This is a genomic window from Nocardia sp. NPDC005978 (genome assembly GCF_040614455.1).
Lineage (GTDB): Bacteria > Actinomycetota > Actinomycetes > Mycobacteriales > Mycobacteriaceae > Nocardia.
The window spans coordinates 53,329-67,120 of the sequence record NZ_JBEXUS010000042.1; the positions used below are offsets into that span (position 1 = coordinate 53,329).

General features: G+C 68.4%; 14 protein-coding genes. 11 read left to right on the forward strand and 3 right to left on the reverse strand.

Annotated features, from left to right (window positions below):
- Positions 1 to 36: 36 nt before the first annotated feature.
- From ABZ319_RS20470 to ABZ319_RS20490, 5 genes are read left to right on the forward strand one after another with little or no spacing between them, the layout of a single operon-like run.
- Complete coding sequence (locus ABZ319_RS20470) at positions 37 to 1,125, forward strand: SDR family oxidoreductase (protein WP_354988019.1); 1,089 nt, start codon at positions 37 to 39, stop codon at positions 1,123 to 1,125.
- Entirely contained in the window at positions 1,122 to 2,021 is a 900-nt protein-coding gene (locus ABZ319_RS20475) for a nucleoside-diphosphate kinase (RefSeq protein WP_354988020.1), read from the forward strand. Before ABZ319_RS20470 ends, ABZ319_RS20475 begins: the two co-directional genes overlap by 4 nt.
- The gene (locus ABZ319_RS20480) at positions 2,021 to 2,983 is read left to right on the forward strand and encodes a ScbA/BarX family gamma-butyrolactone biosynthesis protein (protein ID WP_354988038.1); all 963 of its coding nucleotides are present in this window, start codon (positions 2,021 to 2,023) and stop codon (positions 2,981 to 2,983) included. Before ABZ319_RS20475 ends, ABZ319_RS20480 begins: the two co-directional genes overlap by 1 nt.
- Positions 2,983 to 3,618 (forward strand): nitroreductase family protein, encoded by a 636-nt coding sequence (locus ABZ319_RS20485; protein WP_354988021.1) that lies wholly within the window; start codon positions 2,983 to 2,985, stop codon positions 3,616 to 3,618. The genes ABZ319_RS20480 and ABZ319_RS20485 overlap by 1 nt, the downstream gene beginning before the upstream one ends.
- Positions 3,615 to 4,553 (forward strand): hypothetical protein, encoded by a 939-nt coding sequence (locus ABZ319_RS20490; protein WP_354988022.1) that lies wholly within the window; start codon positions 3,615 to 3,617, stop codon positions 4,551 to 4,553. Before ABZ319_RS20485 ends, ABZ319_RS20490 begins: the two co-directional genes overlap by 4 nt.
- Here ABZ319_RS20490 and ABZ319_RS20495 read toward each other — a convergent pair whose 3' ends face one another.
- On the reverse strand, positions 4,554 to 5,312 hold the full coding sequence (locus ABZ319_RS20495; RefSeq protein ID WP_354988023.1) for an ABC transporter permease: 759 nt from the start codon (positions 5,310 to 5,312) through the stop codon (positions 4,554 to 4,556).
- Positions 5,309 to 6,586 carry a glycosyltransferase gene (locus tag ABZ319_RS20500; RefSeq protein ID WP_354988024.1) on the reverse strand — a complete coding sequence of 426 codons (1,278 nt, stop codon included), beginning with the start codon at positions 6,584 to 6,586 and terminating at the stop codon, positions 5,309 to 5,311. The genes ABZ319_RS20495 and ABZ319_RS20500 overlap by 4 nt, the downstream gene beginning before the upstream one ends.
- Positions 6,587 to 6,705: 119 nt before the next feature.
- On the opposite strand from ABZ319_RS20500, the gene ABZ319_RS20505 reads away from it, so the two are divergent.
- From ABZ319_RS20505 to ABZ319_RS20530, 6 genes are all read left to right on the forward strand, one after another.
- Positions 6,706 to 9,255: a cytochrome P450 gene (locus tag ABZ319_RS20505; RefSeq protein WP_354988025.1), complete on the forward strand. Its 2,550-nt coding sequence runs from the start codon at positions 6,706 to 6,708 to the stop codon at positions 9,253 to 9,255.
- 46 nt (positions 9,256 to 9,301) lie between these two features.
- Positions 9,302 to 9,688, forward strand: coding sequence for a thioesterase family protein (locus tag ABZ319_RS20510; protein ID WP_354988026.1), 387 nt, complete (start codon positions 9,302 to 9,304; stop codon positions 9,686 to 9,688).
- Positions 9,688 to 10,071 carry a thioesterase family protein gene (locus ABZ319_RS20515; RefSeq protein ID WP_354988027.1) on the forward strand — a complete coding sequence of 128 codons (384 nt, stop codon included), beginning with the start codon at positions 9,688 to 9,690 and terminating at the stop codon, positions 10,069 to 10,071. The genes ABZ319_RS20510 and ABZ319_RS20515 overlap by 1 nt, the downstream gene beginning before the upstream one ends.
- 78 nt (positions 10,072 to 10,149) lie before the next feature.
- On the forward strand, positions 10,150 to 10,536 hold the full coding sequence (gene rplL, locus ABZ319_RS20520) for a 50S ribosomal protein L7/L12 (RefSeq protein WP_354988028.1): 387 nt from the start codon (positions 10,150 to 10,152) through the stop codon (positions 10,534 to 10,536).
- A 58-nt stretch (positions 10,537 to 10,594) separates the two neighbouring features.
- Complete coding sequence (locus ABZ319_RS20525) at positions 10,595 to 11,161, forward strand: NUDIX domain-containing protein (RefSeq protein WP_354988029.1); 567 nt, start codon at positions 10,595 to 10,597, stop codon at positions 11,159 to 11,161.
- On the forward strand, positions 11,158 to 11,670 hold the full coding sequence (locus ABZ319_RS20530; protein WP_354988030.1) for a hypothetical protein: 513 nt from the start codon (positions 11,158 to 11,160) through the stop codon (positions 11,668 to 11,670). The genes ABZ319_RS20525 and ABZ319_RS20530 overlap by 4 nt, the downstream gene beginning before the upstream one ends.
- Positions 11,671 to 12,610: 940 nt before the next feature.
- Here the strand turns inward: ABZ319_RS20530 and ABZ319_RS20535 are convergent.
- A partial coding sequence (locus tag ABZ319_RS20535) for a DUF222 domain-containing protein (protein WP_354988031.1) occupies positions 12,611 to 13,792 on the reverse strand: 1,182 nt, incomplete at its 5' end.

Genomic DNA, 13,792 nt, shown 5'->3' on the forward strand with positions numbered 1-13,792 from the left:
GCCGCGCGGCGGTCTTCGCACACCGGGCGGCACGGCATGAGCGGGGGAGACGGCGTGCTGGTCACCGGTGCCAGCGGACTGGTCGGCGCCGAGGTGGTCGCCCGCCTGCACGCGGCCGGGCGACCGGTCACCGCTGTGCTGCACAGCAATTCGGCTATCACCCGCAACGACGGCACGCCGCTCGAGCTCGGCGACCGGATACCGGGGGACATCCGCCGGCCGGGCTTCGGCCTGGCCGCGCCGGAGCTGACCGCCCTCGGGGCCCGGGTGGGGCTGATCGTGCACTGCGCGGCGACCACCGCGTTCGACGCCACCGCCGAGGTCTACGAGGAATTGAACGTGCGCGGCGCCGCGCACGCCATCGACCTGGCCCTGGCCTGGGACGTCCCGCTGGTGCACGTCAGCACCGCCTACGTGTGCGGTATGCGCGGCGGCTCGATCCCGGAGGAGGCCGCCGCGGCCGGGCACGGATTCGGAAACGGATACGAGGAGAGCAAGTTCCGCGCCGAGGCGCTGGTGCGCGCGGCCGGCGACCGCGGACTGCGCTGGACGATCGTGCGGCCCGGCATCGTCACCGGCGACAGCCGCACCGGCGTCATTCGCGACTACAAGAACCTGTACACGGTGGTCAAGCTCATGGTCGAGGGCAAATTCCGCACCCTGCCCGGCCGCTACGACGCCACCCTGTCCCTCGCCCCGGTCGACCACGTCGCCGAGGTGATCGTCGCCGCCGCAACGCGTTTCGACGCGGTCTGCGGCCGGACCATGCACGCGCTGGGCCGCGACACCCTGTCCCTGCGCGAGGTCTCGGATGTGCTGGCCGAATACCCGTCCTTCGAAGTCGCCACCTTCGTCCCCGAAACCACTTTCCGGGCGGCGGAACTCGATCCGATCGAGCGCGAGTACTACCTGCGCATCGGCACGCTCTACACCAGCTACTTCAAGCGCCGCATGGTGTTCGACACGGTCGTCGCGGATGCCCTGCTGGACCGGCTGTCCCCGGCCACCGGCAAGGATTACCTGCGACTGGTCCTGGATCACTGCCTGGACTCGGGCTACCTGGGCCTGCCGTTGCCGTCGATCGCGGACATGCTGGCGCGTCTCGAGATCGGCGGTCGCGCGTGACGGCCGATCCGGTACGCACCCTGCTGTCCGCGCTGACCCCGTCGCGAGCCAAGGTCGAGGCCTATCTCGGCGACACCTACGTGCTCGAGACCGTCGAACACCTCGAGCGCCTGGGCGTGGATGCCACCGGCTTCGCCCGCGAACACTCGCTGCTGCTGCTCAAACCGGACGCCATCGTCGCCCGCGCGGTGGAGCCCACCCTGGAATGGCTCGGCGACAACGGTTTCCGCGTCGTGGCCGCTCGCCGGGTCGCGGTGGATCGCCATGTGGCCCGGGCCCTGTGGTACTACGCCTGGAACATCGCCTCCCCGGAACGCCGCCGCCTCGCCGATCTGCTGGTCGGCATCTCCGACGTGCTGTTGCTCGTCGTGCACGCCCCGGACGGCGAACCGCCGGTTCCGGTGCGGCTCACCGCCGCCAAGGGCGCCACCGACCCGCGCAAGCGCCGCCCGGGCGAGCTGCGCCACCTGCTCGGGCGGCACAGCTACCTGCTCAATCTCGTGCATTCGCCCGACGATCCGGCCGACGTGCTGCGCGAACTCGCCATCTACTTCGACGAGCGCGAGCGCACGGGAGTGTTCGAGCAGGCCGCCGCGCGCCTGGACCGCACCGGTGAGGCCGCGGTGCTCGGGCACGAGCTGTACGCCACGGTCCCCGCGCGCGGCTTCGACCGCGCGGACGCACTCACTCGCCTGTGCGGCGAACTCGGTGTGCCGGAACCGGATTCCGACGCGGACTGTGCCCGGCTGCTCGAGACGGCGTGGTCCGCGGGCCGCGACCTGGATCCCTGGTCACTGATCGTGCTCGGGTCCTACGTATTTCCCATGCGCGTCGGCACCCGGGCGCAGACCCTGCGGCCGATCAGCGCGCACGATTGGTTGGAGGCACGACCGTGATGCACACCCGGGCCATGACGGCGACCCATATCCGCACCATCCCGCGGACCCTGGCCCACCGGCACGCCATCGCGGAGGTGTTCGTGACCTCCCTGGACACCCTGGCCCCCGACACCTTCCTGGTCGGGGCCCAATTGCCGCGCATGCACGGCCATTACGGCGATCACGCCGGCGCGCTGGGCCTGCGGCACGACCTGGTCGCGGTGATGGAGGCGGCCCGGCAGGCGTCCATCGCGGTGACGCACGAGTTCTACGGCGTTCCCACCGACCGCGCCTTCCTGGTCCGCACCTTCAACGGCACCGGACCCGACACCGCGGCCTGGGAAATCGGTTCCGCCCCCGCCGATCTGGTCATGCGGGTGCGCGCGCTGCGTACCCACTATCGCGGTGACGACCTGCAGGGACTGGACCTCGTCCTCGACATCGGCTGCGACGGTGTGCCTTTGACCACGGTCGACGGCTCGTTCTCCTGGGTCGCGCCCGGGCAGTGGGCCGCGATCCGCGCGGGGTTCCGGAAGCAGCTGGGCCTGGGTGACTTCGAGGGCGCGCTCGGGGTCGGTGAACGCGCACCCGCCGCCGTCGTCGGCCGGGAGAACTGGCGCAACGTGGTGATCGGACCGCCCGTCACGGCCGCCGGCCGCACCCGGGCCGAACTGGTCGCCGACACCTCGCATCCGATTCTGTTCGACCACCAACTCGATCACGTGCCCGGCAACCTGCTCATCGAGGCGTGCCGTCAGACCGCGCTCGTGGCCCTGCGGCCGAACCTGCGCCGACTGATCGGCGTCACCAGCACCTTCCATCATTTCGTCGAACTCGACCGCATCGCCGAGTGCGTCGCCGAGGTCACCGACGCGGGCGTCGACGCCACCGTGGTGCGCTGCGAGATCCAGCAGCAGGGTCTGATCGCGGCGAGCATCGACCTCGAATTCGCCGCGCCCACCGACGAAACGGACCGCTGATGGGCCTGGACCTGCTCACCACCACGCGCGCTTTCCGCCGCCGCTTGGACCTGACCCGCCCGGTGGACCCGGCCGACCTGCTCGCCTGCCTCGACATCGCCACCTACGCCCCCAGCGGCACCAACCGCCAGCCCTGGCGCTTCGTGGTCGTCCGCGATTCCGATCTCAAACGGCAGGTCGCCGACTACTACCGCAAAGGCTTCGCCGCCTACCTGTCCGCGCGCACACCGCGCCCGGACCAGCTCGCGGATCTGGCCTCGGGCCGCTACCTGGCAGAGCATCTGCACGAGGTCCCGGCGCTGGTCGTGGTGTGCGCGCTCGGCCGCCCGCCCGCCGAGCCTTCCGTGCCGGGCGCGGCGAGCTTCTACGGCTCGATCTATCCGGCGGTCTGGAATTTCATGCTGGCCCTGCGCGAACGCGGCCTGGGCGCCACCCTGACCACCGCGCACCTGCGCTACGAGCACGAGGTCGCCGAGGTGCTCGGCATCCCGGACACCGAGGCGACCCAGGTGGCGCTGCTGCCGGTCGCGCACCTGCTGCCCGGCCCGGACACCCCCGCACCCCGGCGCACCCCCGCCGCCGAGCTCACCGGCTGGGACGGGTGGAACCGGCCGCTGACCGGGGAGCGGACATGACCGAAGCGCTCGCCACCCGCCGGAGCCCACTCGAATCCCTCGGGCGCATAGCCACTTTCACCCGGGTGATGTACAAACCGCACTACCTGCTCTACGGGGTGCTGTGGGTGCTCGCCCTGGAGGGAACGGCCGCGCTGGTATCGCACCCCGATATCGGGTGGCGGCCGACGGGCGCGACCTGCGCGCGCATCGCGATCGTGGCCATCGTGCTGCTGTACCTGCGCATGGTGGACGAGCAGAAGGACCTGCGGTACGACCGGGTGCACAATCCGGACCGGCCGCTGGTCACCGGCGCGGTCGACGCGGGTGAGCTGCGCGCCGCCATGGCCGTCATCGCGCTGGTCGCGGTCTCCGCGAGCCTGGCGCTGTCGCCGGCCTCGGGTGCGCTGATCGCGGTCGTGCTGGGCTACGGCCTGCTGCTGTGGGGCCTCGAACGGCTCTCGGCGACGGTGCGCGACCGTATTCTGCTGAATCTGGTGGTGACGTACCCGGTTCAGCTGCTGGTGACCGCGTACGTGGTGTGTTCGGCGGCCGACAGCGGGACCGCCGTCGTCACCGCCCGCGCGGCGGCCGTGGCGCTGATCTTCGCCGGGGCGTTCCTGCAATTCGAGTTCGCCCGCAAGACCTCTCGCGATGTCCGGCCCGGTGAACTGCTGTACTCGAACGCGCTCGGTACCGGCGGCAGCATCGCGGTATCCCTGCTGCTCGCCACCGGTGCGGTCGCGGCCGACATCGCGGTCGTGCGGCCCTGGGAACTGGATGGAGCGGCAACGGTCATCGGCTGTATTCCTGTGGCGCTGCTGTTGATTCCCTTCGCGTCCGCGGCGCGATTCCTGCGCTCGCGCGAGCGGGACTATCCCGTCGTTCCGCCCGTGCTGTTCATTCTCGCCCTCTACCTGACCCTGATCGCCCAGGCGGTGGCCGGCACCGCCTGATCACCGGCGCGCGAGTCGCGCGTAAACGGTTCCCGCCCCGGCGAATCCGGCTCCGGCCAGTACCGCGCACCACAGCACGGCCGCCGTCCAGCGTTCCGCCCCGGTGGCGTCCAGCAGACCGCGCACCGTATCCACCACCGGGGTGGCGGGCTGGTGTTCGGCGAATCCGCGCATCCAGCCCGGCATGGTGCTCGTCCGCACGAACGCGCTGCTGACGTAGGGAATGAAGGTGATCGCGTAGGTCAGTCCGCCCGCGGCCTCCGGATTGTCCACCGCCATACCGAGCGCCACCGCGATCAGGGTGATCGCCACGACGAACAGGGCGATGATCGCCGCCGCCCCGAGCCATCCCGACGGCCCCGATCCGGGCCGATAGCCCAGTGCCACGGCCACGCCCACCGCGATGCCGATGGCCGCCAGCGTCCGGACCACGCCCTCCACCACGTGCCCGGCGATGAGCGCCTGCCGGAACATCGGCAGCGTCCGGAACCGGTCGATGCTGCCCCCGGCCATATCCGCGCACACCGCGGTCGCGGTGATGGACGCGCCGAATCCCGTGCACAGCAGCATGATCCCGGGCACCACGTAGTCGAGATAGGGTCCGCCGACCTCGATGGCCCCGCCGAAGACGTAGGTGAACAGCAGCATCACCAGAATCGGCATGGTCAGCGAGATGACGAGCGTGTCCGGACTGCGCAGCGTGCGGCGAGCACTGCGCCGGAACATGACCAGCGTGTCCGCGACCTGGTGCGTGGTCACTTCCCGGCGGCCTCGACCAGGTCGGCGGCGTATTCGGCCGCGCCCTCGGTGCGCAGCGTGCGCGCGAATTCCCTTACCCGAGCGCGGCTTTCGTCGCTCAGCAGCGGAGCCAGGCCCGCGCGGAGCCGATCGGCCGTCAGCCGCGTGAACGGGATGTGCCCGCCCAGTCCCAGCCGCTCGACCTGCCCGCCCCACATCGGCTGCTCGAAGGAGACCGAGCACACCAGCGTCGGCAATCCGGCCCGCAGACTCTCGAACAGCGTGCCGATCCCGCCGTGATGCACCGCCGCCGCACAGCGCGGGAAGGCCACGTCGTAGGCGAACGGGCCGACGATCTTCACATGCGGGCCCGTCCGGGCGGCGGCGGTGTCGAGATCACTCCACCCGGCGCTCACCAGCGCTCGCACCCCGAGATCCGCGGACACCTGTTCGACCATGGCCAGCACCGCGGCACTGTCGCGAATCGGCATGCTGCCGAATCCGAAGAACACCGGGGGCTCGCCCGCGTCGATCCAGGACAGGATCGCATCGTGATCGCCCGCGAGATCGCCCACCGCGGTGCGGGTCTCGTGATCCAGGGACAGGAATCCGGTGAACGGCCTGCGCTCGTCCCACTGCTCCGGCAGGCCCGGAACCAATGCGGGATCGTAGATCTGGACCTCGGTGACCCGAGCGCGCGCCAGGGCCGCGGCCGGACTGGTCAACGATCGGCGGAGTCCGAGGGTGGTGCGCAGGGCATTGAGGTATCGCAGGAACACCACGCGGCGCAGATTCTCCGCGAAGAGCCAGGTCGCGCGATTGACCAGCGCGGGCGGATTCCAGTGCGGCGGCAGCGCGCCCGGGAACGGATAGGCGCCGTTGGCTCGAATCGGGAAGTAGTGCAGCACGATCAGCGGAATGCCCGTGGCCTCGGCGACCGAGGCCGCGCGATCCTCGGTGACGGTGCTGGCGACGATCAGATCGGCCCCGGCGCAGACCTCGATGACCTCCCGATTCATCTGCTCCGCATAGCCGGCCATTTGCTGTGCCACCATGTGCATGAGCCGCAGCGTGTTTCCCGCCGCCAGCGCCCGCTGACCCTGCTCGGAGCTGTACAGCTGCTGTACATCCGGGCCGCACGCGCGAGCCGCGAGTCCGGCGGACTCGACGAACTCGACCAGATTCGGCGGCGCCCCGATCAGCACCTCGTGCCCGCGTCGCCGCAATTCGACGCCGAGCGCGACGATCGGATGCACATCGCCACGAGTTCCGGTGAGCGGGATAGCAATTCGCAAGGGGCTACCTTCCACGCGGGGGTGCGACCCCCTCGACAGTGTGTGCTGCCCAGTAGACCGTCCAGCCCGAAGAAATATGGGCATTTCAGATAATGTCCAGCATCGGTACAGTGCCGGTGATGCACATCGCCATGTTCGTGGACTACCACCCGGGCACGCTCGGCGGCGTCCAGACCGCGATAGCGGCCCAGCGGGGCGGTCTCGAACGCGCGGGCCACCGGGTGACGCTCTTCGTCGCACCCGCGTCGGGTTTCCGCTCCGGTGACCCGAATGTGGTGGAACTGCACGCCTTCTCGATACCGGCGGTGAACGGCTTCGCCGTGGTACTGCCCACCCGGCGCAACGCCGCGCTCATCGACGCGGTCTTCGCCGCGCGCGGGCCGGTCGACGTGGTGCACACCCAGAGCACCTACGGCGTGGCCATCGCGGGACTGAAAGCGGCTCGGCGGCATCGCATTCCGCTCGTTCACAGCGCGCAGAGCCGGGACGACGTCTTCCTCGAGCACAATTCCCCCGCGCCCTACCCGGCAGCGCTGGCCCTGCGCGCCCTGCACGGTCGCTATGTGCCACACCGGCAGCACATGCCGCGCCAGGTCGAGACCCGGGCCGCGCGCCACGCCTGGTGGACCATCGTGGGGCAGGCCGAGGCAGCGGATCGAGTGATCACCCCGACCGGGCACTTCGCCGATCTGCTGCGGCGGCACGGACTCACCCGCCCGATCCGAGTGATCTCCAATGGCGTGGACGACGCACTGCTCGACGATCTCGTGCCCTCCGAACGCCCGGCCGGCGGGCCACTGCGGCTGATCTGGTGCGGGCGACTCTCGGCGGAGAAACGACTGCTGGAAGCCATCGAGGCGGTCCGGCGCTCGGACGATTGCACCCTGGACGTCTACGGCGACGGCGACCTGCGCGGCGCGGCAGCGGGCGTCATCGTCTCGCACCGGCTCACCGAGCGAATTCGACTGCACGGCCGTGCGACCCAGGCCGAATGCCTGCGCGCGATGACGACGGCGGACGCCCTGCTGTTCCCGTCCGACGGCTTCGACACCCAGGGCATGGTGCTGCTGGAAGCCGTGGCCGCCGGACTGCCGATCATCTACTGCGATCCCGCACTCGACGAAACCGTGCCCGCGGGCGGTGGCGTGCGCACACCCGATGCCTCGGTCACCGGCCTGATCGAGACCATCGCCAAACTGGCCGCCGACCGCACCGCCGTGACGGACATGCGCGGCGTGCTGGCGGAGCAGCGGAATTCGGTGCGGCAATCGCGGCACATCGACGCCCTGGTGGAGACGTACCGGCAGGCAGCCGAGCCCGCCGCCCCGCTGCCGTTGCCGCGTTCGCTGGCCGAAATCCCCGCCGCGCCGGGCGAATTGCCGATCCTCGGGCACAGCGTGCGAGCGCTGAGTGACGCACCCGGCTTCGTCCGGGCTCTACCGCGCCTGGGTCCCATCGTGCGTGTGCGCTTCGGCAGCAAGAACGGCTATCTGCTCACCACCCCCGAACTCGTGCGCGAAGTCCAGCTCGGACCGGCCGAATTCGATCGAGAGGACCTGCGCGAAGCCATCGCCGATGTGGCGGGCGGCTCGGTCAACGTGCTGCGCGGGGAAGAACACAAACTCCGCCGCCGCATGATCGCGCCCTCGTTGCGGCAGACGCGCCTGGCCGAATACGCCGAGGCCGCAGCCGATATCGCCAATGCCTGGTCGGCGGGACTGCCCGCGGGGCAGCGACTGAACCTCATGGACGAAGCACACGGACTGGTGCTGGACACCGTGTCCTCCACCCTGTTCCAAGCCGATTTCGGCACCGCCGCCCGCCGCGAGATCCGCGACAGCGTGCCGTGGCTGCTGAGCCAGGTGATCGTGCGCACCGCGCTCCCGCCCCGAATCCGTCGCCTGCGCGTCCTCGCCAACCATCGCTGGCAGCGCAAGGCGAACCACCTGCGTGGTGCGGTCGGTGCGGTCATCGCCGAATACCGCCGTCGCGACCAGGATTTCAACGACGTGATCTCCGCGCTCATCCGGCACACCGACGCCGAGACCGGCGCCACCCTGGACGACGAACACATCATCGACGAAGCGATCCTCATGCTCGCCGGCGGCGTGGGATCGATGGCCTCACTCGCGGGCTGGCTCTGGCACGAAGTAGTGCGGCATCCGGAGGTCGCGCACCGGCTGTACACCGAACTCGACGCCGTCATCGGCGCGAGCGATGTCCGTCCCGAGCATCTGCCGCGCCTGCCGTACCTCAAACAGATTGTGGCGGAAGTGATCCGCTACTGGGGACCGTGGATCAGCGCCGCCAACTCCACCTCGGACATCACGATCGGCGAACTGACCATCCCGGCGGGCTCACCGATCATGTTCAGCCCGTACATGGTGCAGCACGATGCCCGGTATTTCCGCGACCCCGACGCTTTCGACCCATCGCGATGGGATCCCGAGCACGCCGAGGAGACGGCCAAGCTCGCCAGCCTGTCCTTCGGCGTCGGGCGGCGCCGATGCCTGGGCGATCACTTCGCCATGCTGGAAATCGCATTGGCGTCGGCAGCCCTGCTGAACAGGTGGCGGCCCACACCGGTGGCCGGGTATCGAGTGCGCGCCTCGAACCGGGATTTCGTGCTCTCGCCCTCGGCCCTGCCGGTCGTGCTGCACCCGCGCTGACGTACCTGTCCGGGACAGCCGACACCGGGCTTGGTAAGAATGCCCCATGGCCCGACACCTCTACCTATGCCCCCTGCGGTGGTCCGACATGGACTCGGACGGACATGTGCACAATGCCGTTCACCTGCGCTACCTGGAGGAAACCCGGATCAACGTCTTCCGGGAGCGAGGGGGACTCGCGGGAGCGTGCGTGGTCGCGCAGATGGACATCGACTACGTGAAGCCACTGCGCTACCGGCCCGACCCCGTGCGGGTGGAAACCTGGTTGTCCAAGCTCGGCGGATCGTCGTTCACCCTCGTGCAGGAAATCCGCGACGAGGACGTGCTGTACTCGACCGCCACCTGCACACTCGTCGCCTTCGACACGGTCAACCAGCGCTCGCGTCCGCTCCAGGACGAGGAACGCGCCATGCTCGAGGAGCTGAGCGCCTGATGCACACCTACGCCATACAACTGCGGCGCACCGATATGGACGCGCTACAGCACCTGAACAACGTGGTCTTCGCCCAGTACCTCGACGAGGCCCGCGCGGACCTGCTCGCCCGGCACGGCTCGGACGACTGGCGAGTGGTGGTCGCGAATCAGCGCCTCACCTACCGCATGCCGCTGGTCTTCCGCTCCGAACCGGTCACGGTGACCACCGCCGTATCCCGCATCGGAACCAGCTCCTTCACCCTGACCCATGAAATCCGCGACGGGGAATTGTCGTATCTCGCAGCGACTTCCACACTGGTCACCATCGGCGATGGAGCCCCGCGACCGCTCTCGCCCGCCGAGCGCGACTACCTGGGCACGCTGGCCTCCGTGCCGAACTGAGACCCGATGCCGCGCCACCGCGCGGAATCGGCGCCTATGATTGATGTACCGCCTGGTCAGCGCTGCAAGGGGTACATCATGGCCAAGATGACCATCGAAGAACTGCTCACCGTCTTCAAAGACATGACGCTGCTGGAGCTTTCGGAATTCCTCAAAGCTTTCGAGAATCAATTCGACGTATCCGCCGCCGTGCCCATCGCGGCACCGGCCGGTGACGGCGCCACCGCGGTAGCGGATACCGCCGAAGAGCAGACGGAATTCGATCTCATCCTGGAATCCTTCGGCGACAAGAAGATTCAGGTCATCAAGGCAATGCGCGAACTCATCCCGGGACTGGGCCTCAAGGAAGCCAAGGACCTGGTCGAATCCGCGCCCAAGCCCGTGCTGGAAGCGGTCAGTCAGGACGCGGCCCAGAACGCCAGGAACAAACTGGAGGCGGCGGGCGCACGCGTGGCCATCCGCTGACGCGCCCGATCATCCGGCAGCCGAAACCTGTCGGACCCGAGCAGTACGGTATTCGGTCATGCTTGCCCCTACCGCCGCTGTAGCCGAGCTCATCACCGCCATCGAACCCTGGGACGATCGCGAAAAAGCCCATATCGCACAAACTCTCATCTGGCTCGCATCGACGGACGACATCCACCGCCGCATCCCACCGGCCACACCGTCGCCGCACCTGGTGGTCTACACCGTACTCGTCGATCCCGGCGCCGAATCCATCTTCCTGGGCCGGCACCTGAAATCCGGCCTGGACCTGCCCATGGGCGGCCACGTGGATCCCGGCGAACACCCACTGACCGCCGCCCGCCGTGAAGCGCGGGAGGAACTGAACCTGACCGCCGACTTCGACGTGGTCGGCGCTGCGCCGTTCTTCCTCACCGTCACCCCCGTTCTGCTGCCGGCGCCCCACACCGACATCACCCTCTGGCATGTCATCCGAGGCGACCGGGCCACTCCCTACCCACTCGACCCCGCCGAATTCAGCTCCGGGCGTTGGCATCCATTCACGCCGGTTCCCGACTCGGACCCGCACCTGCCCCGCTTTCTCGCCAAACTCACGCACGCTCTGACGAATCGATCTCGCGCGTGAGCATTCTGGTGGTGATCCGCGGCAACTCGGGATCAGGTAAGTCGACGGTCGCGAGTGCGGTGCAGCGACTCTTTCCGCGAGGGCGGTGTCTGCTCGTGCCACAGGACATCGTTCGGCGGCATATGTTGCGGGAGTACGACACTCCGTCCGGGGGGAACGTCGAGCTGATAGAGCGTATCGCGGGGTTCGGGCTCGAGCGGGGGTTGGTTGTTGTAGTCGAGGGCATTCTCAGTGTCGGGCATTACGGGGGCATGCTCGAAAGGCTGTCGGGGCGTGCGGAGTTCGCGTTTCACTACAGTTTTGATCTGACGTTCGAAGAGACGCTGGTTCGGCATGCGGGGCGAAAGCAGGCGGGGGAGTTCGGGGCTGTGGAAATGGCGGGGTGGTATCACGGGTGGCAGCCATTGGGGTTTGTCGATGAGGTTCGGATCGATGTGGGGTGGGGTGTGGGGGATGTTGTGGAGCGGATTCATCGGGATGTGTTGGGCGTGAGTCCGTGGCCTTCGTAGCAGGGTGAGAGTGGTGTCGTTGCGTTCCAGCGGGGTTCGGGAGAGCAGGGTAAAGCAGGTAGCGGGGTCGAGTTGGGTGCCGTGCCCGACTTTGGCTTCCGCAGGAGCGTTGTGATTCTTGCGTTTTCGGGGGAAGGCTTTCGTGGGCACCTTTCGAGGGCGCGGGCGAGGGTTATTCGGAGCGTTGGGAGACCGGCTGGGTTGAGAGACGACAGGATAATGAGAACCAGCGGGGTGCGATTGGGTGGGTGGGCTGCGGTTCCAGCCCTGCCGGGGAAGAGCAGCCTGGATAACGAGACACCCAGCGGGGGCGGTTGGGGGGTCGGGCTGCGGTTCCAGCCCCCTCTGGGAGAGCGGCCTGGACAACGAGAACCAGCGGGGATCAGTCGCGGGCAAGCTGCGGTCCCAGCCCCACAAGGAGAACAGCCTGGATAACGAGAACCAGCGGAGTGCGGTGGGGAGGGTCGGGCTGCGGTTCCGGCCCTCCCGGGGCAAAGCAGCCTGGATAACGGAGTAGCAGCGTAGCCGGGTTGGGAGCCTCGACGGCGGTACCAGCCCTACCGGGCCGATAAACGTGATCCACCACCAGCGGGGGTACAAGCGACCCTCGAATCGACTACCGCTCACCACAATCACCACCTGAGGCAGTACCGGCATTGAACGATGACGGATCTTTGTCAGTAGATCTCGAGAAGGTTCCCACGGCCATCCAGCCACGCTGGAAGGACGAAAGCGCTCCCAGCTGGGGAGCCGAGGTCGGGTACGGCAGGCGAGGTAACCAGCACTGCCGCGTTGTACTTGCTTGTCCTCCCGAACCCCGCTGGAAGACGCACGGCGCGTGCGGGTTCGGGCTACGTCGGCCACTGGAGTGAACACCGATGCCGCTCTCAGCCCTTGGGGTTGGGGTTTGGGGTTTGGGTTCCGGCTGGAGGGCAGCGCTCTAGCAGAGTCGCCGCGCCGGAATACCCGGCACACCCGAAGGACTCGGCACACGCGGGTGATGACTGAAATTCACGCGTGGTCTGCGGGCTGGGTCGATATGGGGTGGGGATATCCACCCGGTTTTGCCCGGATGCTCCGAATCCTCGGGCATCACTATGGTTTTCCAGCCGTTCGGGCCGGTGTTGACCTGGGCGTGGCAGGCATCGCACGCGAAGGTCAGGTTCTCGATGTCCGTTTCGCCGCCATCGGCCCATTCTTTGATGTGGTGGACCGCGGAGCGGGTGGCGGGGGCGTCGCATCCGGGGCGGGTGCACCCGCGTTCGACCGCGGTGAGTGCGAGGCGCTGTTCTACCGAGGCCAGGCGTTGACCGCGTGAGAGGTGCAGGGGGCGGCCGTTGGCATCCACGATCACCAGGTACGGGGTCGAACGCGCGGCCAACTTGATCGCTTCGGTGATCGAGAGCGTGCCACCGGTATTCGTGGTAGCGAGCCCGGTACGCTGCTCCAGGTCCGTCAACCGCATGGTGACCACGGTCGACACCGGCAGCCCCCGGTGATACCCGAGCTTGGTCGGTCCCATGTCCGGGTGCAGGAACCGCAGCAACGCATCGTGATTGCGCTGCGCTTCGGAGCGGTGATCACGCTTGGCAGCAGCCCGCAACACGTTCCGAGCAGCGACGGTCGCAGCATCGGCGTCACTGTCGTCAGTCTCGGTTTCGGTGTCGATCCCGAGTTGCGCGGTCGTGTGCGGGCTCTCGGGATCATCGGGATTACACATGCCGGGGCGGGCGAACTTGGCGAACATCGGCAGGAACACCGCACCCAACTCCGGAGTCAGCAACCCCGAAATAGGGAACATCCCATCCGCGCGCTGGCGCCCGATGCAGATCCCGCGCATCCGCTGACGGTCCTTGTCCGCGGTCAACACCCCATCCGGATCGGCGTAGGCCAGGACTCGGATACCGGCTTGGGTCACGCCTTTGGGGTCACCGACGCACGCGAAGTCGGTCAACGTCTTCTCGGCGAGTTCCTTGAGCTTCGGTTCCACGCTGGCGGGGATCCGGTCCAGGACCTTCACGATCGCTTGCACGTGATCGGCGGAGATCTCTCCCGCACGCTGAGCGGCAGCGATGTGGGGAAATACCGGTGGCCGCTGGAACGTCCCTTCGGACACGGTCGA

Coding starts and splice junctions, on each gene's coding strand:
- ABZ319_RS20470 (WP_354988019.1), top strand. CDS start 37: ATGAGCGGGGGAGACGGCGTGCTGGTCACCGGTGCCAGCGGACTGGTC.
- ABZ319_RS20480 (WP_354988038.1), top strand. CDS start 2,021: ATGCACACCCGGGCCATGACGGCGACCCATATCCGCACCATCCCGCGG.
- ABZ319_RS20485 (WP_354988021.1), top strand. CDS start 2,983: ATGGGCCTGGACCTGCTCACCACCACGCGCGCTTTCCGCCGCCGCTTG.
- ABZ319_RS20490 (WP_354988022.1), top strand. CDS start 3,615: ATGACCGAAGCGCTCGCCACCCGCCGGAGCCCACTCGAATCCCTCGGG.
- ABZ319_RS20505 (WP_354988025.1), top strand. CDS start 6,706: ATGCACATCGCCATGTTCGTGGACTACCACCCGGGCACGCTCGGCGGC.
- ABZ319_RS20510 (WP_354988026.1), top strand. CDS start 9,302: ATGGCCCGACACCTCTACCTATGCCCCCTGCGGTGGTCCGACATGGAC.
- ABZ319_RS20515 (WP_354988027.1), top strand. CDS start 9,688: ATGCACACCTACGCCATACAACTGCGGCGCACCGATATGGACGCGCTA.
- rplL (WP_354988028.1), top strand. CDS start 10,150: ATGGCCAAGATGACCATCGAAGAACTGCTCACCGTCTTCAAAGACATG.
- ABZ319_RS20525 (WP_354988029.1), top strand. CDS start 10,595: ATGCTTGCCCCTACCGCCGCTGTAGCCGAGCTCATCACCGCCATCGAA.